This is a genomic window from Mycolicibacterium rutilum (assembly GCF_900108565.1).
Lineage (GTDB): Bacteria > Actinomycetota > Actinomycetes > Mycobacteriales > Mycobacteriaceae > Mycobacterium > Mycobacterium rutilum.
Genome location: NZ_LT629971.1, coordinates 1601958 through 1625778, shown reverse-complemented (window position 1 = coordinate 1625778; position 23821 = coordinate 1601958). Strand labels below are relative to the sequence as shown.

Below are 23821 nucleotides of genomic sequence, written 5' to 3'. Positions count from 1 at the left end.
CCTCTCAGGCGGCGTTGGGCACGATGACCGGCTTGATGCAGTCGTCGAGCTTGGCGGAGAAGATGTGATAGCCCTCCGCGATGTGCTCAAGCGGAATCCGGTGCGTGACAATGTCATTGGGCTTGAGATAGCCGTTCTGGATGTGGCTGAACAGCCGCGGCCACTGCCGCTTGACCGGGCACTGGTTCATGCGCAGCGTCAGACCCTTGTTCAGGGCATCGCCGAACTTGATCGCGGAGAAGATCGGCCCGTAGGCGCCCATCACCGAGATCGTCCCGCCCTTGCGGACCCCGTCGATGGCCCAGTTCAGCGCGATCGGCGAACCGCCCTGCATTTTCAGCTTCGCTCCGGTGATGTGTTGCAGCAGGTTGCCGTCGGCTTCGGCGCCGACGCAGTCGATCGCCACGTCGGCCCCGAGGTAACCGGTGGTCTTCTTCATCTCGACCACGATGTCGTCGTACTCGACGAAATTGAGCGTCTCGGCGTGCGCGAACTCGCGGGCCTTCTCCAGGCGGTACTCGAGGTGGTCGACGACGATGACCCGGCCTGCGCCCATCAGCCACGCCGACTTCGCGGCGTACAGCCCGACCGGTCCGGCGCCGAACACCACCACGACGTCGCCTTCGACGATGTCGCCGAGTTGCGCGCCGAAGTACCCGGTGGCCAACGCGTCGGTGCACATCAGCGCGTCCTCGTCGGACATCCAGTCCGGGATGATCGCCGGCCCCACATCGGCGAACGGCACCCGCACGAACTCGGCCTGCCCGCCGTCGTATCCGCCGCAGGTGTGCGAGTAGCCGTAGATGCCGCCGACGGCGGTGGCGTTGGGGTTGACGTTGTGGCAGTTCGAGTACAGCCCGCGCGCGCAGAAGTAGCACGAACCACAGAAGATGTTGAACGGCACCATGACTCGGTCGCCGGGCTTGAGGTTCTGCACCGACGGACCGACCTGGTCGACGACGCCGATGAACTCGTGGCCGAACGTCATCCCGACCCGGGTGTCGGGCATCATGCCGTGATACAGGTGCAGATCCGAACCGCAGATCGCGGCGAGCTGCACCCGCACGATCGCATCGTTGGGATGTTCGATCGCCGGCACATCTTTTTCTTCCACCCGGATCTTGTACGGGCCGCGGTACACCATCGCCTTCATTCGGGCAGAGCTACCCGGCCCCCGCACCGCGAAACATCAGCACCTGCCTGCGTCGGCCGCGATGGACGAGGAGCGCACCGGCACCGGCAGCCGTCGCGAAGCTCCCCGCGACCACGGCGGCACCCGTGAACCCGATTCCGAGGAGCCGGTCCTCGGCGCTTCCCGCGGCCACGATGTAGGTCGGGTCGGTGGAGTCGTAAGTGATCTCGACGCGGTCGCCGACGGCAGGGCTGACCTGGTTGGGCCACGAGATGTAATCGCCGCTGACCCGCTCCCCGTCCTGCGTCGTGAAATCAACCACGACCTCCGTGCCGTCACAGTCAGTGACCGTGGCGGTCGTGGTCACCCCGTGGCTGTTGAGTCGCGCGTCGTGGCCGATCCCCACAACCGCCAACGCCGCGAACAGCAGCGCGCCGATCAGGAAGCCGGCCGAGACAACTCCCAACGCGATGGCCCATCCGGCCGGCCTCTGCGAGGGTAGCGGGGTTGTCTGCGGATACACGACCCCATGATCGCGCAGCCGCGCGACGACCGCGCGCTATTTCTTCGGCGCGAGCACGTCGGTTCCGACGAACGGCACCAACGCTTCTGGCACCCGCACGCTGCCGTCGGGCTGCTGGTGGTTCTCAAGGATCGCCACCAGCCACCGCGTGGTGGCCAGTGTGCCGTTGAGCGTCGCGGCGGTCTGCGGACGGCCGTCGTCGTCGCGGTAGCGCACCGAGAGCCGGCGCGCCTGGAACGTCGTGCAGTTCGACGTGGAGGTCAGCTCGCGGTAGGTCTGCTGCGTAGGCACCCACGCCTCGCAGTCGTATTTGCGGGCCGCCGACGAGCCGAGGTCGCCGGCGGCGATGTCGATGATGCGGTACGGCACCTCGATCTTGGCGAGCATCTCGCGCTGCCAGCCCAGCAGCCGATCGTGCTCGGCCTCGGCGTCGCCGGGCTTGCAGTAGATGAAGCCCTCGACCTTGTCGAACTGGTGCACCCGGATGATGCCGCGGGTGTCCTTGCCGTGGCTGCCCGCTTCGCGGCGGAAACACGACGACCACCCCGCGTAGCGCAGAGGCCCGGCCGCCAGGTCGAGGATCTCGTCGGCGTGGTAGCCGGCCAGCGGCACCTCGGAGGTGCCGACCAGATACATGTCGTCGGCTTCGAGCCGATACACCTCGTCGCTGTGCGCGCCGAGAAAACCGGTGCCCGCCATGACTTCCGGGCGCACCAGCACCGGCGGGATCATCAGCGTGAAACCGTTGTCCACCGCCAACCGCGCCGCCAGCTGCATCAGGCCCAGCTGCAGCAGCGCACCCGCGCCGGTGAGGAAGTAGAACCGTGCCCCGGCGACCTTCGCGCCGCGCTCGAGGTCGAACAGCCCCAGCGACTCTCCGAGCTCGACGTGGTCTTTGGGGTCATCGAGACGCGGCGGTTCGCCGACCGTGTCGAGCACCGTGAAGTCGTCCTCGCCGCCGGCGGGCACGCCATCGATGATCACGTTGGAGATCGTCATGTGCGCGGCGGTGAACGCCTTGTCGGCCTCGGCCTGGGCGGCCTCGGCGGACTTCACCTTCTCGGCGAGCGCTTTGGCCGCCTCCAGCAGGGCAGGCCGCTCCTCGGGGGACGCCTTGCCCACCTTCTTGCTGGCGGCCTTCTGCTCGGCGCGCAGATTGTCGGCCGCCGACACCGCGGCGCGGCGGGCGGCGTCGGCTTCGAGGAGCGCGTCGACGAGGCTGGGGTCTTCCCCGCGGGCACGTTGCGAGGCACGGACGGCTTCGGCGTTTTCGCGCAGCAGCTTGAGGTCGATCACGCAGCAACCCTACTGGTCGACGGGCCCGTCCAGCACAACCGCGTAACTTTACAACTGCATCACTTGTCACAGCGCCTGACACGCCTGTCACAATGGAGCAGATGTTGGAGGCACCCGAGCACCCGATCGGCGCAAACGCGCCCGATTCGCGGCCAGCCGACGCGCAGCGGGTGGCGTGGTGGAAGAACCTGCAAGCCACGCCGACCAGCCGCGCGTTGCTGCTGATCGCGCTCGGCGGGATCCTGATCGCCGGCTTCATCACGGCCCTGCCGCAGTCCGAAGGTGCCAGCGGCCTGACCGCCAGCACGATCTCGCTGGGGCCGCGCGGCAACGAGACGTTCTCACACGCCAAGGCCGGCGACTGCCTGAACTGGCCGGACCGCACCCCCGATGACGCCACGATCGTCGACTGCAGCGAAGAGCACCGGTTCGAGGTCGCGCAGTCGGTCGACATGCGCACCTTCCCGGGCAGCGAGTACGGGCCGGAGGCGCCGCCACCGTCGAGCGCGCGGATCCAGCAGATCAGCCAGGAACAGTGCTCGACGGCCGTGAAGCGCTACCTGGGCGCCCGCTTCGACCCGAACAGCCGGTTCACGGTCAGCATGCTGTGGTCCGGCGACAAGGCGTGGCGCCAGTCCGGTGAACGCCGGATGCTGTGCGGTTTGCAGCTGCCCGGCGCGAACAACCAGCAGCTCGCGTTCACCGGCAAGGTCGCTGAGGTGGACCAGTCCAAGGTGTGGCCGGCCGGCACCTGCCTGGGCATCGACCCGACGACCAACCAGCCGACCGACATCCCCGTCGACTGCGCGGCGCCGCACGCGATGGAGGTCACCGGCGCGGTCAACCTCGCCGAGAAGTTCCCCGGCGGCCTTCCGCCCGAGCCGGAGCAGGACAGCTTCATCAAGGACGCCTGCACGCGGATGACCGACGCGTACCTCGCGCCGATCCAGCTGCGCAGCACCACGCTGACCCTGATCTACAGCACGATCTCGCCGCCGAGCTGGGCGGCGGGCAGCCATCAGGTGTCGTGCAGCATTGGGTCGACGCTCGGCAACGGCGGATGGTCGACGCTGCTCAACAGCGCCAAGGGCCCGTTGATGATCAACGGTCAGCCGCCGGTGCCGCCGCCGGACATCCCCGAGGAACGGCTGAACTTCCCGCCGATCCCGATGCCCGAGGTCGACGACTCGAGCAGCAGTTCGTCGGCGACCAGCGACCAGTACTCCGACAGCAGCTCCAGCGATACCAGCAGCAGCGAGGAGCAGCAGACGACGCACGGGCCGGGCCCGCTGCACACCGACGCGACGGAGACCGAGGCGCCGCCGCCCACCGACCCGCCCGCCCCGCCGCCGGGCAACGTGTTCCTGGGCGGCCCGCCGCCGCCGGGCGCCCCCGCGCCACCCGCTCCGGCACCGCCGGGTGCGCCGCTTCCGCCGCCGCCCGCACCTGCACCCCCGCCACCAGCACCCGCACCGCCGCCGCCACCGGGCGCGCCGCTGCCACCACCGGGACCGTAGCCACGTGGCCGTGCGGATGGACCCGCACCGGTTCGACGAGTTGGTTTCCGAGGCGCTCGATCTGATCCCGCCGAAGCTGGCCGACGCGTTGGACAACGTCGTGGTGCTGGTCGAGGCCCGCAACGACGAGGAGCCGGACCTGCTGGGGCTCTACGAAGGCGTCGCCCTGACCGAACGCGACTCCTGGTACGCCGGGTCGCTGCCCGACACGATCACGATCTACCGCGAGGCGCTGCTCGAGCACTGCGACACCGAGGAACAGGTGGTCGAAGAGGTGGCGATCACGGTGATCCACGAGATCGCGCACCACTTCGGCATCGACGACGACCGGTTGCACGAACTCGGCTGGGGGTGAGCCCGCGCGGCACCGACGGTTTGTCACCGAGTGGTGTTATCAAGGGTTCATGACCGAGTGCCGAGACTGTGTGGCGGGCCTCGAGCACTGCCATGGCACCGTCATCCACCACGCCGTATATCGGTCCGAGTGCACCGAACCGGATTGTGTGACACCGGAGATCGTGCACACCTTCGTCGTCGACTGTGATGCCGTCGGCTGCCAGTGCAGCGTCTCGGTGTCAGCCCATCGGGTCGGCTGAGCGCAGCGCGTCCTCGACCGGGCGCACGCCGGGTTCGGGATAGAACGGCGGCGTCAGCGCGCCCCACTGCACGCAACTCCAGCGCCCGTCGGTGATCGGGGCGAGCACGACGGCTTCGGCGTTGCTCAGGTGATGGTCCAGCGCGAAACTCGGCTCTACACCGGCCAGCACGGCGGACACCAGGCGGATCGCCGCGCCGTGGCTGACGACGACGATGTCGCCGTGCCAGGCGTCGTCGTCGAGGTGGCGCATCCGCAACTGGGTGATCGTCGGCACGTAGCGGTCCAGCACCTCGTTGCCGGTCTCGCCGTTGGGCATCGCGACGTCGAGGTCGCCTTCCTGCCAGCGCTGGTAGACGGACTCGAACTCGGCGATGGCGTCGTCGTCGTTGCGGTTCTCCAACTCACCGACCTGCACCTCGTGGATGCCGTCGAGTTCGAGCGGTGCCAGCCGGTCCAGTCGCAGCGCGCCGGCGACCTCCTCGGCCGTCTGCCGCGCCCGGTGCGCCACCGAATGGGCCAGCAGCGCAGGCGGTTGCCCGAGTCCGGAGGCGAAGCCGCGGGCCTGGTTGCGGCCGAGGTCGGTCAGCTCCGCGCCGGGCGGGCGGGTGTCGAGGCGTCGCTCGACGTTCGCGAGGGACTGCCCGTGCCGCACCAGCACCAGCCGCCCGCTCACGGTGCGCCCTTCCGCAGCCGCGTCAACCAGTCGGTCGCTTCGTCGAGTGCGGGCGGCACCGCGCCCGCGGCCGCTCCGGTCGGCCAGGAACCCAGGAATCTCACATCCGAACAACGTCGGTGCAGCGCCTTGAGTGCCTCGGCCACCGCGTCGTCGTCGATGTGGCCGACGCAGTCCAGGAAAAACACGTAGGTGCCCAGTTCCGTTCGGGTGGGCCGGGATTCGATGCGGGTCAGGTCGATGTCGCGGATCGACAGCTCGGTCATCGCCGACACCAGCGCGCCCGGCACATTGGCCAACCGCAGCACCACCGAGGTGCGGTCGGCGCCGGTGCGCGGCGGCGGCGGGGCAGGCGTCCCCACCAGCACGAAGCGGGTGCGCGCGTTGGGCTCGTCGACGATGTCGGACGCCAGCGCCGCCAGTCCGTAGCGGCGCGCGGCCAGCGCGGTGCTCACCCCGGCGTCCGCGCGGCCGTCGGAAACGTCGTGGGCGGCGGCGGCGTTGGAGTTGGCGGGCACCACCTGCGCCGTCGGCAGATGGGCGGCCAGCCAGTTGCGCACCTGGGCGGCGGCGACCGGGAAGGCCGCCACCGTCGTGACGTCCTCGGCGCGCACGCCGTCGCGCACCACGATCGTGAACGACACGTCGAGGGTCAGTTCCGCGAAGATCTGCAGCGCGGACCCGGTGGCCAGGCTGTCCAGCGTCGGCAGCACCGAGCCCTCGATCGAGTTTTCGATGGGCACGCAGGCGTAGTCGGCGTCGCCGGCGCGCACGGCGGCGATGGCGGCGACGGTGCTGTCGAACGGCACCGGAACGACCCCGTCCCCGGCCCCGCCACCGGGCAGCATTCCGGCCGACGCCATCTTGAGCAGCGCCGCCTCGGTGAAGGTCCCTTCGGGTCCCAGGTAGGCGATGCTCGGCACGGCTCAACCCTATCGGTTCGGTGCGGTAATGCCGTTCCGCTGGACCGAAGCTCTTGCGGGGCCGCCGCGGCGTAGTTAAGTTAGGCTCACCTTATTACAGAGGAGGCGGCATGACGACAGCGCTCACGGCACCCAGCACAGCCGAGCGGATCCGCAGCGCCTGCGCCAAGGCGGGCGGCGCGATGCTCGCGGCCGAGGGCACCGAGCCCACCGAGTCCCCCGTCCACCACCTGCTCGACGACGGGTCGTTCGCGATCACGGTTCCGGCGGGCAGCGCCGTCGCCGCCAAAGTGGTCAGCGCGGGCGCCGCGGGAGTGCAGGCGGTGCTGGAGATGACCGACTACGCGCCGCTGCCGCTGCGGGAGCCGGTGCGCTCGCTGGTCTGGATCCGCGGCACTCTGCACGACGTGCCCGCGGGCGAGGTGCCCCCGCTGCTGGATCTGGTCGCCTCCGAGGACCCCAATCCGGCTCTGCTGCAGGTCAATTCGACCAATGCCGACGACGGCGGCGGGTTCGCGCTGCTGCGGCTGGAGATCGACTCGGTGGTGGTCGCCGACTCCACCGGCGCCGAATCGGTCGGGGTGAGCACGCTGCTGGGCGCGCGGCCGGATCCGTTCTGCGCGATGGAGTCGGGGTGGCTGCAGCACATGGAGTCCGCGCACCGCGAGGTCGTCGAGCGGCTGGCCAGCCGGTTGCCGGTGTCGCTGCGGCGCGGCCGGGTGCGGCCGCTGGGCCTGGACCGGTACGGCGTGCAGTTGCGGGTGGAGACCGACGAGGGCGATCACGATGTGCGGCTGCCGTTCACCAAGCCGGTCGACGACATCACCGGGCTCAGCCAGGCGATCCGCGTCCTGATGGGCTGCCCGTTCCTCAACGGGCTGCGCGCACGCAAACTCTGACGCCGCTACCGTAGCTCCGGTGAGCGCCGGCACCGACGAGGGCAGCGACCCGCGGGCGATACGCATCGAGATCGTCGTGGTGCTGGCGGTGACGTTCGGCCTGTCGGCCTACAGCGCGCTGCTCAACCTTATCGAGGCCGTGCTGCTCGGGCTGGCCGGTCAGGTGGTCGCGCTCAACCCGCGGCGTTCACCGTTCGACCTGATCGACCTCGGGCTCAATCTCGCCTGGGTCTTCCAATTGCTGGCGTGGGGCGGCCTGGGCGTATACCTGTTGTGGCGCAGCGGTTCAGGACCGTCGACGATCGGGCTGGGACGGCCGCGCTGGCGCGCCGATGGGCTCGGCGGGCTGGGGCTGGCCGCACTGATCGGGCTGCCGGGACTGGCGCTGTACCAGCTCGCCCGCGTGCTGGGGATGAACGCCGACGTCGAACCCGCCGAGCTCTACGACACCTGGTGGCGCATTCCGGTGCTGCTGCTGACGGCTTTCGCGAACGGGTGGGCCGAGGAGGTGATCGTCGTCGGGTTCCTGCTCACCCGGTTGCGGCAGTTGCGGATGAGCCCGGCCGCGGCGATCGTGCTCACCAGCGTGCTGCGCGGGCTCTACCACCTGTATCAGGGCTTCGGCGCGGGGCTGGGCAACCTCGCGATGGGGCTGGTGTTCGGCTATGTCTACGTGCGCACCGGCCGGTTGTGGCCGCTGATCATCGCCCACGCGGTGATCGACGCCGTCGCGTTCGTCGGCTACGCCCTGGCCGCCGGTCACCTGGGCTGGTTGCAGTAACCAACTCTGTGCGGCACGTAGATTCCTCTATGTGAACGACCGTCGGCCGCCGCCGCCACCGGGACGCGACCCGCGGGCGCGCCGGGAGCCGTCGCAGGTGATCCGCCGGGACCCGAACTACCGTCCGCCGCCGTCGTGGCCGCCGAACCCACCGTCACCTCCCCCTCCGCCGCCCCCTCCGCGGCGTCCGCCACCCCCACCGCCTCCGCCGCGCGCCCCGCGCCGGGCCGGCGCCGCGCCACCCGCACCTCCTGCGCCTCCCAAGCCGAAACGGCAACGGCGCAAACGGCATTGGGGCCGGATCATCGTCGCCGTGCTACTGGTGTTCGTCGTGGCGGTGGTCGGCGTCGGCGTGTGGGTCGACACCTCGCTGCAGCGCATCCCCGCACTGGCCGACTACCCGGACCGTCCCGCGTCGAGCGCGGGCACCACCTGGCTGCTGGTCGGCTCGGACAGCCGGGCGAACCTGACCGCCGAGCAGCAGTCGCAACTGACCACCGGCGGCGACCTCGGCACCGGTCGCACCGACACGATCCTGCTGGTGCACGTTCCGGGCCTGATGTCGAGCGCCCCGACCACGATGGTCTCGCTGCCGCGCGACTCCTATGTGTCGATTCCCGGATACGGCAGCGACAAGATCAACGCCGCGTTCGCGATGGGCGGCGCGCCGCTGCTGGTGCAGACCGTCGAGCAGGCGACCGGTCTGCGCATGGACCACTACGCCGAGATCGGGTTCGACGGTTTCGCCACCATGGTCGACGCGGTCGGCGGGGTCACCATGTGCCCGGCCGAGCCGATCAGCGACCCGCTGGCCGGCATCGATCTGCCCGCCGGCTGCCAGGAGCTCGACGGCCGCACCGCGTTGGGGTTCGTCCGCACCCGGGCCACCCCGCGCGCGGACCTGGACCGCATGCGTCACCAGCAGGAGTTCATGTCCGCGCTTCTGCACCGCGCCACCAGCCCGGAGGTGCTGCTCAACCCGCTGCGCTGGGCCCCGATGGCGCGCGCGGCCACGCGCTCGGTCACCGTCGACACCGACGATCACGTGTGGGATCTGGCCCGGCTGGCGTGGGCCATGCACGGCGACGTCACGACGACCACCGTGCCGATCGGCGAGTTCACCAGCGGTGGCTCGGGCTCGGTCGTGGTGTGGGACGACGCCCTGGCGAGCCAGCTGTTCGAGGCGCTGCGCACCGACGCTGCCGTCCCGCAGGATGTGCTCGACGCGCAGCCATGAGTTACTCCAGCAAACTTTTATAGTTTCCTGTTAGCGTCGTCACAAAGGTTTCACTTAGTTAGGCAAAGCTGACCTCTGTTAGGCCGACCTTCACTGACAACCCCCTCTGAACTGGGCTATCGTGGCCGCTATGACCACCGCTGAAGTGTCCGACACGAAATTTCACGCCCTTCTGCAGGAGCAGATCCGCAACGAATTCGGGGCCGCTCAGCAATATCTTGCGATCGCGGTGTATTTCGACGGTGCGGACCTGCCGCAGTTGGCGGGCCACTTCTATCGGCAGGCCGTCGAGGAGCGCAACCACGCCATGATGCTGGTCCAGTACCTCATCGACCGCGACGTCGAGGTCGAGATCCCCGGCGTGGACCCGGTGCGCAACTCGTTCGGCACGCCGCGCGACGCGCTGGCACTCGCGCTCGAGCAGGAGCGCACCGTGACCGAGCAGATCAGCCGGCTGGCCGGCGTGGCCCGCGACGAGGGTGACTACCTCGGCGAGCAGTTCATGCAGTGGTTCCTCGGCGAGCAGGTCGAGGAGGTCGCGCAGATGACGACGCTGGTGCGCATCGCCGACCGGGCCGGGGCCAACCTGTTCCACCTCGAGGACTTCGTGGCCCGCGAGTTCGGCGCGCCCGCCAAGGACCCCGGCGCGCCCAAGGCCGCCGGCGGCAACCTCTGACCGGTCAGTCCCGGCCCGCGCCGGCCAACCCGTTCTGCAGCCACTCCTTGGTGCGGCCGGGATGGTTGGTCGCCACCCACGCCACGCCGACGTCGCGGCAGTACTGCACGTCCTCGAAATGGTCGACGGTCCAGCAGTACAGCGCCCGGCCCTGCGCGGCGGCGCGGTCGACCAGTTCGGGGTGTTCGCGCAGCGTCGCGATCGACGGGCCCACCGCGGTGGCGCCGACGGTGGTCGCCGCACTGCCGCCCAGATAGCGCGACGTCTCGCCGAGCAGCACGGTCGGCAGCATCGGCGCGGCGCGCCGGATCCGCCACACCGCCGCCGCCGAGAACGACATCACCACCGCGCGCGACAGATCGGCCGACGCGGGCGCGGCGATCCCGTACCGGTGCAGCAGCGCGAGCACCTTGCTCTCGACCAGCGCGCCGTAGCGGACCGGGTGCTTGGTCTCGATGAACAGCTTGACCGGCCGGTTCCAGTCCAACACCAGCGTCACCAGTTCGTCGAGGGTCAGCAGGCCTGTATCGCCTTGCGTCGCAACGTCTTTACGGCTCGGGTGCCATCCGCCGAAGTCGAGCTCACGCAATTCGGCCAGCGTCATGTCGCTGACGATGCCCGAGCCGTCCGACGTCCGGTCCACCCTGCGGTCGTGCACGCACACCAGGTGGCCGTCGCGGGTCAGCCGCACGTCGCACTCGACACCGTCGGCGCCTTCGCGCAGCGCCAACTCGTAGGCCGCCCGCGTGTGCTCAGGACGGTCGGCCGAGGCGCCCCGGTGCGCGACGACGAACGGATGGCGGCCGAGCGCGGGTTCGGAAGTCGCGGCCTCGGCGGCTTCGGCGTCGCCCGGGTTCATACGGCCTATGCTGCCGGGTTCTGCCCTTCGGACTCAACCGGGGCTTCGCTTTCCGGCTCGGCGGGCCGGTCCTCGGGCGCGGGCGCTTCATCGGGCACCATCACCCAGCGCTTGCTCGGCCGGTCGACGGGCTGACGCTCGAAGCCCTCGACCACTTTGGCCGCCAGCAGCAGCGCCGCCAGCGCGGCCAGGTAGGCCACCGTCGTCGTCACCGTGTTGTCGGCGATGCCCTGCGCGTCGGTGGTGAAGCTGGTCGCGATCGACCAGATGGACAGCGCGTAGCTCGCCAACCACACCACCCACCACGCCACGATGGGACGGCGCAGCCAGCTCAGCCGCTCTTCGATGCCGGCCAGTTCGATCGCGAACACCGGCGCCCACAGCAGGTTGACGAACGGCACCAGACAACCGGCCTGCAGGAGCCACGCCGGCCGCGGGTCGGTGGTGCCACGATGGGCGTATGCGGCGGCGCGCCTTGCGACCAGCCAGTTGGCCAGCACGACAAGGCTCGCCAGCACCATGAACACGGCCAGGACGCTGAGCGCCACCCCCAGCCACGTCGCGCCTGCGGCGATCCACGGGTGCAGCAGCACCGAGCGGTTGACGATCAGCAGCGCGTAGCGCACGAGGTGGATGAGAGCCGCCGAACCGAGCGCGATCATCGTCAGCAGCAGCACGGTGCGGACCATCGCCACCGACGGGCCGCTGCGCACAGCGTCCTGCTGTTGCGCGTCGACGGGCCCGACGTGGTCGACGAGTCCCCAGCGCGGAATCGTGGTGTAACGCGGTGTGGGGCCGAGGGGACGACGCGTGCGGCGCAGCGTCGGTGCGGCACCCGGGCGCACGGCGACCCAGCGGTAGCCGGGCGGAAGGCCGGCCGGTGGGCGGGGCGCGGCGCCCGGCATCGCGGGCACCGACGGCCGCGCACCCCACTGGGCGTCCGGCGCGGGCGCCGACGGCGGCAGCAGGCTGCCGTTGCAGCGCGGGCACCAGACCCGGCGCCGGTCGCGCACGTTCCAGCGCGTCCCGCACTGGGAGCACACCTGGATCATTTCGCTCCTCGCGTGCGCGCCATCACGCTGCTCCTCGTGACCGCGAATTCATGCCGACCAGCGTAGCGACGGTTCGTCAGACCGCGCCCACGCCGCCGTCGTCGGTGACCACCGGCCGCCCCGCGTTGGCCCACGCCTCCATGCCGCCGCTGACGTTGATCGGCGCGTACCCGTTGCCGGCCAGGTACTGGGCGACGCGCTGCGACCGGCCGCCGAGATGGCAGATGACGAACAGCTGCGCATCGCCGTCGATCTCGGCCAGCCGCGCAGGCACCTCCCCCATCGGGATGTGCTGAGCCCCCGGCGCATGGCCGCGGGCCCACTCGTCGTGCTCCCGGACGTCGAGCAGCACCACCGAGGCGTCGAACGTCGTCGGGACGTCTGCGATATCGGCTTGTCTCACGAGACCCTGATCCATCCGTTCATGCTGACACGTCGCTACCGCGCAGTAATCGACAGCAATGACAAACTATCCACAATTTCCACAGATTCATCCACAGGCCGAACCGGCGCCTGTCCCGTGTGGGCCGGTCAATCTGTGTCTTTCCTGAGCGTTGCTGTGGATAAGCCGGGCAGGCACGGCGGTGCTCATCAACAGGGCGGTTCGGCGAGCGAAATCCGTAGCGCAGCTAATCGCAGAACGTGCCGTGGATCACACGGTCCGGTCATCCGGCGATGACCCGATTTCTGTGGTGACACAGAAAGGGTTATGATCGGCGTCACAGGTTGCTGTTGTGACTGATGTCACTGGGAGGATTACCTCGTTTATGCAGGTCAGGAGGGGTGCATGACGTCATCGATGGGCTCGGGTTCGGCCGTTCCGCCCAGTGAGTGGCAGTCGGCGGCGCCGGCCTACACCCGTTCGCAGCTCATGGCGTGTCTGCGCGCCGGGGTGATCGCGCTGGTTCTCCTCGGCATCCTGGCAGTCATCGTTCTCTTCTGAGCGTCGCGCACAACACAAAAAAGAGCCGCCGGTCCTCGGACTCGGCGGCTCTTCGCGTTGACGGGTGATCAGGCGGGCGGATAGACGCCCATCTGCTTGCCCTTGTCGGTCTGCCAGAAGATGTCGGCGATCTCGTCGATGGTCTTGAGCAGCTTCTCGGCGACGGCGACGTCGAGCGACTTCTTGACGTCGCCCGCGCCGTGCACCCCGTCCCAGAACAGCTGGTGCAGGTTCGGGAACTGCTCGAAGTGGTCCTTGGTGAAGAAGTCGGCCCACAGCACCATCAGGTGATGCTTGACCTCTTCGGCCTGGCGCTCCTTGATGATGATCGCGCGCGTGCGGAAGTGCTCATCATCGGAGTCGTGGTACTTCTGGATCGTCTTCAGGCACGAGAGCGCCTCGATTTTGGCCTGCGCCGGATCGTAGACACCGCAGTACAGATCGCAGTGGGCATGGGCAGGGGTCGCGTTCGTGAACAGTCGATGCAGCATGAGCCTTAACTTACCCTTTGGGTGTGCGCCGCAACCAGACCCCGCGAGCCTGGCCGCTGCGGCTGTTCCGGGTTGTCGACGAATCGATGCGCCCGGCGCTCGGCCCGGGTGACGGCCTAGTGGCGCTGCGGGGCGGCAGCATTCGGCGCGGCCAGCTACGGGTGTTCCCGGATCCGCGGCTGTCGACGCGCTGGCTCGTCAAGCGTGTCGGTGAAGTGCACGGGACGGGTCGGCGTGCGATATTTGAAGCCCGCTCGGACAATCCGCGCGCCGCGGGGTCAGCCGACTCGCATGAGTTCGGCCCGGTTTCCGCGGACGGCTCGTACCGCGTCATCTGGACCGCGCGCGCGAAATCTCCTCGTTAGCAGTCTCGTCCACTTGCGTGCCAGCCGGGATCTGCCGCATCCTGAGCAAATCGACCCACAGGCGTGTCTGGCAGTCGCCGGCTCCGGCCGGTATCCCAACACCGATGGCACGGAGGCGATATGGAGCGGGAATCGGACGGACGGGCGGTCGAGATCGCCCCGTTCCACTCACGGGGTGCGCTGAAGGGCTTCGTGATCTCGGGCCGCTGGCCGGATTCCACCAAGGAGTGGGCGCAGCTTCTGATGGTCGCCGTCCGGGTCGCGTCGCTGCCCGGGCTGCTGTCCACCACAACCATTTTCGGTGCCCGCGAGGAGCTGCCCGACGAACCGGAGCCGAACACCGTCGGCCTGGTGCTGGCCGAGGGCACGGTGGTCGGTGAATCCGCGGTCCCGCCAGGCTATTTCGCTGAGCACCAGCCGCCCGCCCTGTTGATGCTGCACCCGCCCTCGGAAACCACACCGAGCCTGCCGGAATGCTCGGGCGCCGCGTCGGGGTGCGTTCTGCTTCCCGGCCTGCCTCATCTGGGCCTCGAGCACCGCGCCGCCTGGGTGGAGGCCGAGGCCGACGGCACCGTCACCTCGATGGTGAGCCGGGTCGGCGTCGACCCGATCAGCCATCCCGACACCGCGATCCTCGCGATGCTCCTTGCCGCATAAGGGCTTTCGAAGCATTCGATTCGGTGACCTGAACGCAGTATTCGGGCACCCGAAACCCGCCGCCCCGCTGGCGTAGTCGAGGAACCGTCGCTATGGTCGGTGGAGTCAGCGAAGGGGAGTAGCCCCCAATCGTCGTGTCGACATACTGGCACCGCGCACCGGATGGATGCGCATGCCCGGCCGGCGGACCGCTCGTTCGGGCGGTGGGCGAGACCTTCGACCGAAGCCGGCGGGCGCTGAGCACCGCGCCGTCGGCGACGCGTCGAAAGGTCGATTGGATGCTCACCGCGATCCTGGTCAGTCTCGCCGTTGTCTTCGTCGCCGAACTCGGCGACAAGTCGCAGCTGATCACCATGACCTATTCACTGCGGCATCGGTGGTGGGTGGTGCTGTCCGGCGTCGGCATCGCGGCGATGCTCGTGCACGGTCTGTCGGTGGCCATCGGGCACTTCCTCGGCATGACGCTGCCCGAGCGGCCCATCGCGTTCGCCGCCGCCGTCGCCTTCCTGCTCTTCGCGGTGTGGACGTGGCGCGAAGGCGAAGATGACGCCGACGTACGGGTCGCCGAGCCGCGCTTCGTCGTCCCCGCGATCGTCTCATCGTTCGTGCTGGCCGAACTCGGCGACAAGACCATGCTCGCGACCGTCGCGCTGGCCAGTGACCATCACTGGGCCGGCGTGTGGGTCGGCGCGACGATCGGCATGGTGCTGGCCGACGGCGTCGCCATCGCGGCGGGCCGGCTGATGCACAAGAGGTTGCCCGCCGGGTTCCTGCACGGCCTGGCGAGCGTCCTGTTCCTGGAGTTCGGCCTGTGGCTGCTGTTCGACAGCGCGCTCGGCCTGCGCTGGGTTGCCGTGGCGGTCACCGCGACCGTCGGCGTGATCGCGGTCGTGGTGGGCATCCTGCGCGCCCGCGCCGCCCGGGCCCGGTTCCGGGAGTCGGTCGAGCCGACCCCCTCGGACCCGTCCCCGTCGCAACATTCCTGACACCTGTCCGCAACCGGCGCCCGCGGCGCGCACGCTGCACACGGACGGCGGTCACGCGCCTCGTCCCGCCCTGGCGAATTCCTCAGTTACGTAATTCCGCGACGACTCGTCCGGTAATTGGCAAACATTGAATTCAGGTAGCGCCCACAAGATCAGCGTTGCCGCGGGGGCGCGACGGGATTACTGTGGCGGCGGTGTCTGTCACATCGGCAAAACCGGTTCGACACAGCCGTTATTATTTGCCCAGCTGCACCGCGATGTGCAGCGCCGGGACGTCCCGGGCGCGTCGTCGCCGCTACCTGAGACGTTGAAGAACAAAATGGCGGGTTAAGTTTTACGCGGTTTGCACTTGGTTGTTGCTCCATCACTCGCTACGATGATCAGCAAATACGCCGCCAATAATCCGCTCGTCTATGCATGTGGAGGTCAAACTGATGAGCACGACGTTCGCCGATCGCTTGAACCGGCTGTTCGACACGGTCTACCCGCCGGGACGCGGGCCCCATACGTCCGCTGAGGTGATCGCTGCCCTCAAGGCCGAGGGTGTCACGATGTCGGCGCCGTACCTGTCGCAGCTGCGCTCAGGCAACCGCACCAACCCGTCGGCCGCGACCATGGCCGCTCTTGCCAACTTCTTCCGGATCAAGCCGGCGTACTTCACCGACGACGAGTACTACGAGAAGCTGGACAAGGAACTGACCTGGCTCGCGGGCATGCGGGACGAAGGCGTTCGGCGTATTGCCGCACGCACGGTCGGCCTCTCGGCCGAGGCGCAGCAGGACCTCGTACAGAAGGTCGATGAGCTGCGTCGCCGCGAGCATCTCGACGATTAGCCCGCCGCGGCCCCCAATGCCGAACCCGGCGAAGCGGGGTCGCACCACCGGCTAGCTTGACTGACCCGTCGCGGCACCGCGGCGGGTCAGTTCGCGGTATTGCTCGGCGATTTCCAGGATCCATTCGCGGTCCGAATAGCTGCTGGGCTGCCGGAGCCATCCCAGGCCCGGGAAGTCGGTCGTCCGTATGTCCTTCGGCGCGGCGTCCGTCCCCGCGTAGATCCACTCCGCGATGGCGCTGGCCTGCTCTTGCGGCGGCACCGCGGGCGATTCGAGTTCGGTCTCGTCGAGCTCATCCGGCGCGGCGCCCGAGGTGTCGACCCGCAGCCTGCTCTTGCGGTCGGCGGCGGTGGCCTCCAGGAACAGGGCGTCGGAGATCAGCGACATCCGCTCGGCCACCCGGAACACCAGCGGACCGCGAGGCCGGACCCCGATGCCGATGTCGGGCTGCCGTCGGCCCAGCTCGTCGAGGATCGGCTGGATCACCCGCAGTTCCCGGCGCGCACCGAACCAGTCCTCGATGCTGGGCAGCAGCGATCCGGCGGCGACGACGAGCATCGCGCAGCCCAGCAGGGTCGCGGCCGCGCCCACCCCGACCGGCCCGGACCGGCCGACCGCGCGCAGGAAGAAGAACCCCGACGCCGCGACGATCAGCACGATGCCGATGGTGAAGACGAACAGTGCCCGGCCGCGGCGGCTGCGGTTGGAGTACCGCAGCCCGGCCCACGACACCAGCGAGAGCGCCAGCAGCACGTAGAGCAGCGGCAGCAGCCACGGCAACGAGTTGCCGCCGTTGTTCAGCGTGCGGCGCAGATACTCCTCCGGCGCCATCTCCGGTTGCTGGCCGGCGGTGAAGAAGGTGACCAGACTCAGCGTCGCGATGACGGCGGCAACGGCGTATTGGGCCAGCGCGATCCTGCGGATGGTGGCCGGTTTACGAACCGACGAAACCGTGGTGATCATGACGCAGCTGCCGGCCGCACAGGCGACCAGCGCGACCTGCGAGAGACCCATCGAGATGTTGGGCCAGCGCAGCAGGGTGTCGAGCAGCAGGGTCAGCGGCTGCCAGTTCAGCGCGGCGACCAACCCGAGGCTGCCCAGCGCGACGATCATCGCCGTGCTCACCAGGGATTGCTTGTTCACCAGGGCCCACCCGATCCGCAATCCGGTGGCCAGTCCGAGCAGACCGGCGATGACCCAGACGATCAACCAAACGCCTCTCCGAGCCGGACCTGGACGATCGACGACCGGTCCGACGGCAACCGGCCGAGCCGGTAGAGCAGCAGTGCCGCGAAGTCCTCGGCCTCCTGTTCGGCGTCCTCACCGGCCGGTCCCATGCAGCCGGTGCGCTGGTTGAGCATGTAGCCGATCAGGTCGGAGCTGGCGAACTCGGTGCTGTCGAGCGCGGCCTGCACGACGGGCATGCCCTCGTGACCGAGCACCAGATGCCCCAGTTCGTGGGCCAGCGTCCGGTCCCAGGCGGGCAGGCCCTTCTGGATGACGAACACGTCACGGTCGGAGTACTGGCGCCACTGCCCGCAGACTCCGGGCGGCAGATCGGCCATCTTGAGTTCGATCGGTCGGTTCCGGTCCTCGCTGACGGCCTCGACGAGCCGGGTCAGCGATACCTCCCCGTGTCGCGGTGCCAGATCGAGCACGGCACCGACCGCGCGGGTGACGCTGCGGCTGGCTGGCATGTGAGCCCCCTTTCGACCTGTCCACTATGCGCTGTCCCGGCGTCTCGGGCAGCCTGTTTGTGCTCAGTTGACGAACCTCGCGGCGGCCGGATGGACCGTGTGGCCCGCCTTGGCTTGCCGGTAGCCGACCAGTCCGCCCGCGCCGGTGAGTACCAGCATGCCCGCTACCCCCGGCGCCGCCAAAGCGACGAGCTGCGGAATTTCCGCTGTCCGCAAATAGTCGGTGTAGCCGATCCGGTACGACGACGCGGGCGCGGTCACGTTGCTGAGCCCGTCGGCCTGCGGTGCGGGCGGACGCGCGGGCGGTGCGACGTCGGCGGTGCGCGGCGGCGGTGGCAACGGCGCCGCGGGCGCGTCGCCTGCGGGGCCGGCAGGTGGTGCGACGATCACCGGCAGCGTGACGGACGGCGGCTCGACGGCAGGAACTGCAGCCGGGGGTGCGGCGGCGACTGGGGCGCGCTCGACGCCGACGTGGGCCGGCACTCGCATCGTCGGAGGCGGTGCGGGTCCACCCGCCGGGACTTCCACCGCACCGCCGCCACCGCCGTCGGCGATCGGCATGGCGCCCAGCTCGGGTAACCACGGCCACCACGGCAAGCCGGGCCCGCAGTCGTCGTCGTTGTCCTCGTCGCACCCGGCGGGCGGTTCCTCGGTGGGTGTGGGCTCCTTGGTGGGTTCGCGGGTCTTGGTCGGTTCGCGGGTCTTGGTGGGCTCGCGGGTGTTGGTCGTGCCCGACGACGGCTCGTCCTGCTCGTCGTCGTTCTGGGACGCACCGTCGGTTTCGCCCTGCGGTTCGGCGTAGGCGAGCGCGGCACCCGCACCGGCGGCCAACAGGCCAGAGGCCACCAGGGCGGTCGCTGCGGCGATACGCACGCGCGAAGCCACTGCGGTGCCACCCTTCATCGCGTCACTCACGGCAACCCAAACGATTGGTCGATTCTCCCACAAACGCAGTTGACCGAGTGCTTGCCAACGAAACTTCTCCGGCCGGGACACGGCCGCAGGCGGTGGCCGCCGAACGATAGTGTTGGGCTGCAGTACCGCCGAGACAGCAGCGTTTGTAGAGAAAGGCCGGCAGCCGGGATGAGCTTGTTCAAGCGACGCAAGACCCGCGCCACCCGTCGCGCCGAGGCCCGCGCGATCAAGGCGAAGGCCAAATTGGAGGCGCGGCTGTCGGCCAAGAACGAGGCCCGTCGCATCAAGGCTGCGCACCGCGCCGAGGCGAACGCCCTCAAGGCTCAGCTGCGGGCCCAGCGCGACAGCGACCGGGCAGCGCTCAAGGTGGCGCAGACGCAGCTGAAAGCGGCGCGTGAAGGAAAGCTGTTCGCGCCCGGGCGAATTCGCCGCATGCTCACGGTGATCCGGCTGCTCGCCCCGATCGTGGTGCCGCTCGCCTACCGCGGCGCGATCACCACCCGCGGATACCTCGACCAACGTCGCGCCGACCGGCTGGGCGTGCCCCTGAGCCAGGTCGGGCAGTTCAACGGGCACGGCGCCGCGCTGTCGGCGCGCATCGCCGGTGCCGAGCAGTCGCTTCGGCTGGTGGCCGAGAAGAAGCCCAAGGACGCCGAGACCAAGCAGTTCGTCGCGGCGATGACCGAGCGTCTCGGCGAGTTGTCGGCCGCGGTGGCGGCCGCCGAGCACATGCCCGGGCCGCGCCGCCGCTCGGCGCACGCCGCGATCGAGCGTGACCTCGACGGCATCGACGCCGACCTGCTGGCCCGCCTCGGCCTGAGCTGAGCGGCCCGGTGTCGGCGTCTCGCTTCGCAGCCCGCCTCCGCGGCGCGGCTTCGGGACTGTTGACGGCGACGCTGGCGATCGCTGCCCACGGCATCGGGGGCGCCGGTGTTCCGACCGGCGCCGCTCTCGCACAGCTGGCCGTGCTCGCGGCCACCCTCGGGGCGTTGACCACCACGCTCCGCCGCGCCGCCGAGACCCCTGTCCTGGTGGCGCTGTTGGCGACCGGACAGGTCCTCGGGCACGTCCTGCTCGGGGCGTCGGGACATGCCCACGCCGCCACACCGCCCGCGGGGCTGATGCTCGCCGCGCATGCGGTCGCCGTCGTGGCCGGTGCGCTGCTCATCGCGGCGGGCGAGCGGTTGTGCCGTGCGGTGTCCCGAACGGTCCGGGCCGCCGCGCGCATCGTGTGGGTGCCGGTGGAGACGACGGTCCGCATGGCTGCCACCCGCGCCGAGCAACCGCTGCGTTCGGCGCTACTGCTCGCCGCCTCGGTGTCGCATCGGGGTCCGCCGGTCCGCCTCGCGCGCTGACCTCACACCCCACCACCAGAAAGCCCTTTCGTATGACACCCCTCACCGGGGCGACTTCGCGCGCCCTGATCACCGTCGCCGCGCTCACCTCCCGGAGGACGACATGAAATCGATTGCAGTGACGCTAGTTTCATTGCTGGTGCTGATGCTCGGCGCGGTGTCCGCCGCCGGCTCGGCCGCCGCGCACGCCACCCGTATCGCCGCCGACCCCGCGGACAACGCCGAATTGACCGCGAGCCCGACGACGGTGTCGGCGACGTTCAGCGAGGCGCTGCAGCCGCAGTTCGCCGCGATGACGGTCGTCGGCCCGGACGGCAACCTGTGGCAGAGCGGTGAGCCGCGGGTCGACGGCGCCGTGCTGGCGGTCGACGTGCGCCCGCTCGGACCGTCGGGCACCTACACGGTGAACTACCGCGCGACGTCGGCCGACGGCCACGTGATCAACGGCTCGTGGACGTTCCGGCTGGCGGTGGCCGGTTCGGGCACGCCTGGTCCGTCGGTGGCCGCCCCGCAGGAATCGTCGCCGGACGAGGGAATCCCGGTGTGGCCGTTCTACGTCGCCGCCGTGGTCGTCGTCGGGGCGGCGGCGGTGTGGGCGGTGCGGCGGCGCACGTGAACCGGCGCGGCACGGCGGCCGTCGGCGTGCTGGTGGCCGCCGCCGCGGTGCTGGCGTGGGCGCTGGCCTACCCGCAGGGCTCGCTCGCGGACACCGCGGTGCGGGTCCTCGCCGATGTCGCCGCAGTGCTCGCACTGGGGTTGGCGGTGGTGCCGATGCTCGACGGGGACCGGCACCGCGACGAGATCGCCGCGCGGGCGCGAGGCCCGCTGACGGCGGCCGCCGCGCTCTGGGTGCTGGCCGAACTGGCCCGGCTGCTCATCGCCGCTGCGCAGGCCGCCGCGGTCCGGGTCGACCGCCTCGGCGTGCACACCGCTGTCGACTTCACGAGCGGTACGGCCGCGGGCCGCGCGGGCGCGCTGGCGGTAGGCGCGGCGGTCGTGGTCTGCATCTCCGCGGCCGTCGCGCCGCGCTCGGCCCCCACCACGGTCGTCGCGACCGGCGCGGCGGCGGTGGGGGTCGCCGCTCGCCAACTGTCCGGGCATTTCGCCGAGAGCTCGCTGGGTGGGCTGGCGGTCACCGCGCACACGCTGGCGGCGGCGCTGTGGTGTGGTGCGTTGGCGGCGCTGGTGCTCACCGTCGATCACCGCGGTCAGTGGGCGCGGATGCTGCCGCGGTTCTCGCAGCTGTCGCTGGCCTGCGTGGTGGTGCTGCTGATCGGCGGCGTGGTGGCCGCCGCCGAGCGGTTGGCTGTGCCGGCCGACCTGTACACCACCGGATACGGCCGGCTGCTGCTCGCGAAGGTGGTGATGACCGTCGTCCTCATCACGCTGGGCTGGCGAAACCGCACGATGTGGGTGCCTGCCGCGCGTGCCCATCGGGCGACCGCGGTGGTGTCGCGGACCCGGTCGTATGTCGAAACCGGGTTGATGATCGTGGCGCTGGCCCTGGCCGCTGGACTGGCCGTCACGGGCTAGCGGCTCATCCCACCTGGCATGATGGGACCGACTCGCCGCCGGTTAGACCGGCCAGGCGGAGACGAGCGAAGGAGCAGCCTGATGGCAGACCAGCAGGGCCGACCCGACGACCAGTCGCAGGGCACGCCGCCCGCCGAAGAGTCGACCCCGCAGCCGTCCGCCGCAGAGCCGCCGGCGACCCCGCCCGCCGCCGCCAAGAAGACGCCCGCCAAGAAGGCTCCGGCGAAGAAGACACCGGCAAAGAAGGCTGCGAAGAAGGCGCCCGCCAAGAAAGCTGCGAAGAAGGCCGCACCGGCAAAGAAGGCGACCAAGGCGACGCCGGCGAAGAAGGCTCCCGAGAAGAAGCCTCCGGCCGCGGAGTCGCCCGCGGCCACGCCCGTCGACGACACTCTCGCAACGGCCGCGAAAGTAGCTGCCGCACAGGCTAAGACGGCTGTCGCCAGTGCAAGCAACCCGGTGTCGGGGCCCGCTCCTGTGCCGGTCGAAGGGCCGGAGTCGTCGCGGCTGCCGGTTGCCGCCGCCATCGCGGCCGGTGTGCTGGCGATCATCGTCGTGCTGCTCGTGCGCCGCAGCGGCGACGACGACTGATTTGCTTGACCCTCACGCGGCGTGAGGGTCGATAGTGGCGGTATGGACGCCAGAACCGTCGGCGCGGTATCGGCCCTCACGGGCGTCTCGGTCCGCACGCTGCACCACTACGACCACATCGGTCTGGTGGTGCCCAGTGTGCGGTCGGCTGCCGGATACCGCGGCTATACCGATGCCGATATCGAGCGGCTGCACCTGGTTCTGGTGTACCGGTCGGCCGGGCTGCCGCTCGAGCAGATCCGAACGATTCTCGATACCGACGCCGACGCCTATGAGCACCTGCGCCGACAGCACCAGTTGCTGCTCGAGCAGGCCGACCGGCTCGAGCACACGATCAAGGCAGTGGAGGAACTGATGACCGCACACCGGGGCGGGATCCAGCTGACCGCCGAGGAACAGGCGGAGATTTTCGGCACGACAGCGCACCACGACGAGTACGCGGCCGAGGCCGAGGCGCGCTGGGGGCGACACCGACGCCTGGAAACAGTCACAGCAGCGGGCCGCGACGTTGACCAAGCAGGACTGGATCGACGTCAAGAACGAGAACGACGCGCTGCTGGCCGCGCTCGCCGACGCCAAACGCCGCGGGGTGAGGCCAGGATCGGCCGAGGCCGACGCGCTCGCGCAGCGGCACCGCGCGACGATCGAGCGGTTCTACGACTGCGACGACGAGATGCACCGGTGCCTGGCGCAGATGTATCTGGCCGACGAGCGGTTCACCCGCACCTACGACGACGTCGAGCCCGGGCTGGCGCAGTTCGTGCATGACGTGATCGTCGCTAGCATCGAGCGGTGAGCATCGAATTCCGCCCCACCGCTGACCTGGTCGATGAGATCGGACCCGACGTCCGCAGCTGCGATCTGCAGCTCCGCCAGTTCGGCGGCCACGACCGGTTCGCGGGCCCCATCACCACCGTCAAGTGCTTCGAGGACAACGCGCTGCTCAAATCCGTGCTGTCCGAACCGGGTAACGGCGGCGTGCTGGTCATCGACGGCGACGGTTCGGTGCACACCGCGCTCGTCGGCGACCTCATCGCCGGCCTGGGCGTCGACAACGGCTGGGTCGGCCTCATCATCAACGGGGCCGTGCGCGACGCCGCCACGCTGCGCACCCTCGACATCGGGATCAAGGCGCTCGGCACCAACCCGCGCAAGAGCAGCAAGACGGGGGCGGGCCAACGCGACGCCGCCGTCGAATTCGGCGGCGTGGTGTTCGTGCCGGGGCACCACGCCTACAGCGACGACGACGGCATCGTCGTCGTCGCCCCCTGACTCTCAGCGCGAACAGACGC

At 69.8% G+C, this 23821-nt stretch carries 30 protein-coding genes and 1 pseudogene; 19 read left to right on the top strand and 12 right to left on the bottom strand.

Annotated elements, in window-relative coordinates; all coding sequences use genetic code 11:
• Positions 1–4 precede the first annotated feature (4 nt).
• Genes BLW81_RS07855 through serS form a run of 3 tightly spaced genes read right to left on the bottom strand, consistent with a single transcriptional unit; the run spans position 5 to position 2951 of the window.
• On the bottom strand, positions 5–1153 hold the full coding sequence (locus BLW81_RS07855) for a zinc-dependent alcohol dehydrogenase (protein WP_083406702.1): 1149 nt from the start codon (positions 1151–1153) through the stop codon (positions 5–7).
• 10 nt (positions 1154–1163) lie between these two features.
• A complete protein-coding gene (locus BLW81_RS07850; protein ID WP_157897628.1) occupies positions 1164–1655 on the bottom strand; it encodes a DUF3592 domain-containing protein in 492 nt (163 codons plus the stop codon).
• A 36-nt stretch (positions 1656–1691) separates the two neighbouring features.
• Positions 1692–2951, bottom strand: a complete 1260-nt coding sequence (gene serS / locus BLW81_RS07845; protein ID WP_083406700.1) for a serine--tRNA ligase — start codon at positions 2949–2951, stop codon at positions 1692–1694.
• 92 nt (positions 2952–3043) lie between these two features.
• Here serS and BLW81_RS07840 point away from each other — a divergent pair, with 92 nt between their 5' ends.
• From BLW81_RS07840 to BLW81_RS07830, 3 genes are read left to right on the top strand one after another with little or no spacing between them, the layout of a single operon-like run.
• Entirely contained in the window at positions 3044–4468 is a 1425-nt protein-coding gene (locus tag BLW81_RS07840; protein WP_083406699.1) for a septum formation family protein, read from the top strand.
• A gap of 16 nt (positions 4469–4484) precedes the next feature.
• Positions 4485–4823 carry a metallopeptidase family protein gene (locus BLW81_RS07835; RefSeq protein ID WP_173839705.1) on the top strand — a complete coding sequence of 113 codons (339 nt, stop codon included), beginning with the start codon at positions 4485–4487 and terminating at the stop codon, positions 4821–4823.
• 49 nt (positions 4824–4872) lie between these two features.
• Positions 4873–5064 (top strand): hypothetical protein, encoded by a 192-nt coding sequence (locus BLW81_RS07830; protein ID WP_083406697.1) that lies wholly within the window; start codon positions 4873–4875, stop codon positions 5062–5064.
• Here the strand turns inward: BLW81_RS07830 and BLW81_RS07825 are convergent.
• Both BLW81_RS07825 and pheA read right to left on the bottom strand, forming a co-directional pair.
• Positions 5044–5739: a histidine phosphatase family protein gene (locus BLW81_RS07825; protein WP_083406696.1), complete on the bottom strand. Its 696-nt coding sequence runs from the start codon at positions 5737–5739 to the stop codon at positions 5044–5046. The genes BLW81_RS07830 and BLW81_RS07825 overlap by 21 nt on opposite strands.
• On the bottom strand, positions 5736–6662 hold the full coding sequence (gene pheA, locus BLW81_RS07820) for a prephenate dehydratase (protein ID WP_083406695.1): 927 nt from the start codon (positions 6660–6662) through the stop codon (positions 5736–5738). Before pheA ends, BLW81_RS07825 begins: the two co-directional genes overlap by 4 nt.
• A gap of 110 nt (positions 6663–6772) precedes the next feature.
• Between pheA and BLW81_RS07815 the strand changes: the two genes are divergently transcribed.
• The 4 genes from BLW81_RS07815 to BLW81_RS07800 all read left to right on the top strand — a co-directional run bounded on the left by BLW81_RS07815 (position 6773) and on the right by BLW81_RS07800 (position 10255).
• Positions 6773–7561, top strand: coding sequence for a DUF2470 domain-containing protein (locus BLW81_RS07815; protein WP_083406694.1), 789 nt, complete (start codon positions 6773–6775; stop codon positions 7559–7561).
• A gap of 19 nt (positions 7562–7580) precedes the next feature.
• Positions 7581–8342, top strand: a complete 762-nt coding sequence (locus BLW81_RS07810) for a CPBP family intramembrane glutamic endopeptidase (protein ID WP_083406693.1) — start codon at positions 7581–7583, stop codon at positions 8340–8342.
• 31 nt (positions 8343–8373) lie between these two features.
• A complete protein-coding gene (locus tag BLW81_RS07805; protein ID WP_173839581.1) occupies positions 8374–9579 on the top strand; it encodes an LCP family protein in 1206 nt (401 codons plus the stop codon).
• A gap of 130 nt (positions 9580–9709) precedes the next feature.
• Entirely contained in the window at positions 9710–10255 is a 546-nt protein-coding gene (locus tag BLW81_RS07800) for a ferritin (protein WP_083406692.1), read from the top strand.
• Positions 10256–10259: 4 nt separating this feature from the next.
• Here the strand turns inward: BLW81_RS07800 and BLW81_RS07795 are convergent, their stop codons facing one another.
• The 3 genes from BLW81_RS07795 to BLW81_RS07785 all read right to left on the bottom strand — a co-directional run bounded on the left by BLW81_RS07795 (position 10260) and on the right by BLW81_RS07785 (position 12584).
• Positions 10260–11114 carry a glycerophosphodiester phosphodiesterase gene (locus BLW81_RS07795; RefSeq protein ID WP_083406691.1) on the bottom strand — a complete coding sequence of 285 codons (855 nt, stop codon included), beginning with the start codon at positions 11112–11114 and terminating at the stop codon, positions 10260–10262.
• A gap of 5 nt (positions 11115–11119) precedes the next feature.
• A complete protein-coding gene (locus tag BLW81_RS07790) occupies positions 11120–12166 on the bottom strand; it encodes a DUF4328 domain-containing protein (protein ID WP_083406690.1) in 1047 nt (348 codons plus the stop codon).
• 76 nt (positions 12167–12242) lie between these two features.
• The gene (locus tag BLW81_RS07785; RefSeq protein WP_083406689.1) at positions 12243–12584 is read right to left on the bottom strand and encodes a rhodanese-like domain-containing protein; all 342 of its coding nucleotides are present in this window, start codon (positions 12582–12584) and stop codon (positions 12243–12245) included.
• A gap of 369 nt (positions 12585–12953) precedes the next feature.
• On the opposite strand from BLW81_RS07785, the gene BLW81_RS29295 reads away from it, so the two are divergent.
• Positions 12954–13109, top strand: a complete 156-nt coding sequence (locus BLW81_RS29295) for a hypothetical protein (protein WP_157897627.1) — start codon at positions 12954–12956, stop codon at positions 13107–13109.
• A 68-nt stretch (positions 13110–13177) separates the two neighbouring features.
• Here BLW81_RS29295 and sodN read toward each other — a convergent pair whose 3' ends face one another.
• A complete protein-coding gene (gene sodN / locus BLW81_RS07780; protein ID WP_083406688.1) occupies positions 13178–13600 on the bottom strand; it encodes a superoxide dismutase, Ni in 423 nt (140 codons plus the stop codon).
• A gap of 86 nt (positions 13601–13686) precedes the next feature.
• Here sodN and BLW81_RS07775 point away from each other — a divergent pair, with 86 nt between their 5' ends.
• The 4 genes from BLW81_RS07775 (at position 13687) to BLW81_RS07760 (ending at position 16441) form a co-directional block, all read left to right on the top strand.
• The gene (locus tag BLW81_RS07775; protein ID WP_235632298.1) at positions 13687–13965 is read left to right on the top strand and encodes a S26 family signal peptidase; all 279 of its coding nucleotides are present in this window, start codon (positions 13687–13689) and stop codon (positions 13963–13965) included.
• A gap of 120 nt (positions 13966–14085) precedes the next feature.
• Positions 14086–14622, top strand: coding sequence for a peptidase (locus BLW81_RS07770; protein ID WP_083406687.1), 537 nt, complete (start codon positions 14086–14088; stop codon positions 14620–14622).
• 278 nt (positions 14623–14900) lie between these two features.
• Positions 14901–15608 carry a TMEM165/GDT1 family protein gene (locus BLW81_RS07765; protein WP_083410388.1) on the top strand — a complete coding sequence of 236 codons (708 nt, stop codon included), beginning with the start codon at positions 14901–14903 and terminating at the stop codon, positions 15606–15608.
• A gap of 434 nt (positions 15609–16042) precedes the next feature.
• The gene (locus BLW81_RS07760; protein WP_083410387.1) at positions 16043–16441 is read left to right on the top strand and encodes a helix-turn-helix domain-containing protein; all 399 of its coding nucleotides are present in this window, start codon (positions 16043–16045) and stop codon (positions 16439–16441) included.
• A 51-nt stretch (positions 16442–16492) separates the two neighbouring features.
• On the opposite strand, the gene BLW81_RS07755 is transcribed toward BLW81_RS07760, so the two are convergent.
• The 3 genes from BLW81_RS07755 to BLW81_RS29290 form a co-directional block, all read right to left on the bottom strand.
• Positions 16493–17650, bottom strand: coding sequence for a hypothetical protein (locus BLW81_RS07755; protein ID WP_083406686.1), 1158 nt, complete (start codon positions 17648–17650; stop codon positions 16493–16495).
• A complete protein-coding gene (locus BLW81_RS07750) occupies positions 17647–18138 on the bottom strand; it encodes an ImmA/IrrE family metallo-endopeptidase (RefSeq protein ID WP_083406685.1) in 492 nt (163 codons plus the stop codon). Before BLW81_RS07750 ends, BLW81_RS07755 begins: the two co-directional genes overlap by 4 nt.
• 63 nt (positions 18139–18201) lie before the next feature.
• Complete coding sequence (locus tag BLW81_RS29290) at positions 18202–19023, bottom strand: hypothetical protein (protein ID WP_157897626.1); 822 nt, start codon at positions 19021–19023, stop codon at positions 18202–18204.
• Positions 19024–19221: 198 nt separating this feature from the next.
• Between BLW81_RS29290 and BLW81_RS07740 the strand changes: the two genes are divergently transcribed.
• From BLW81_RS07740 to rraA, 7 genes and pseudogenes are all read left to right on the top strand, one after another.
• A complete protein-coding gene (locus BLW81_RS07740) occupies positions 19222–19878 on the top strand; it encodes a DUF6474 family protein (RefSeq protein WP_083406684.1) in 657 nt (218 codons plus the stop codon).
• Between the two features lie 8 nt (positions 19879–19886).
• On the top strand, positions 19887–20408 hold the full coding sequence (locus BLW81_RS07735) for a hypothetical protein (protein ID WP_083406683.1): 522 nt from the start codon (positions 19887–19889) through the stop codon (positions 20406–20408).
• Positions 20409–20511: 103 nt separating this feature from the next.
• The gene (locus BLW81_RS07730; RefSeq protein WP_083406682.1) at positions 20512–21024 is read left to right on the top strand and encodes a copper resistance CopC family protein; all 513 of its coding nucleotides are present in this window, start codon (positions 20512–20514) and stop codon (positions 21022–21024) included.
• Complete coding sequence (locus tag BLW81_RS07725) at positions 21021–21941, top strand: CopD family protein (protein ID WP_235632213.1); 921 nt, start codon at positions 21021–21023, stop codon at positions 21939–21941. The genes BLW81_RS07730 and BLW81_RS07725 overlap by 4 nt, the downstream gene beginning before the upstream one ends.
• 81 nt (positions 21942–22022) lie before the next feature.
• Positions 22023–22529: a hypothetical protein gene (locus BLW81_RS07720; RefSeq protein WP_083406680.1), complete on the top strand. Its 507-nt coding sequence runs from the start codon at positions 22023–22025 to the stop codon at positions 22527–22529.
• Between the two features lie 42 nt (positions 22530–22571).
• A pseudogene (locus BLW81_RS07715) lies at positions 22572–23325 on the top strand (MerR family transcriptional regulator).
• Positions 23322–23801 (top strand): ribonuclease E activity regulator RraA, encoded by a 480-nt coding sequence (gene rraA / locus BLW81_RS07710; protein ID WP_083406679.1) that lies wholly within the window; start codon positions 23322–23324, stop codon positions 23799–23801. The pseudogene BLW81_RS07715 and the gene rraA overlap by 4 nt, the downstream one beginning before the upstream one ends.
• Positions 23802–23821 lie beyond the last annotated feature (20 nt).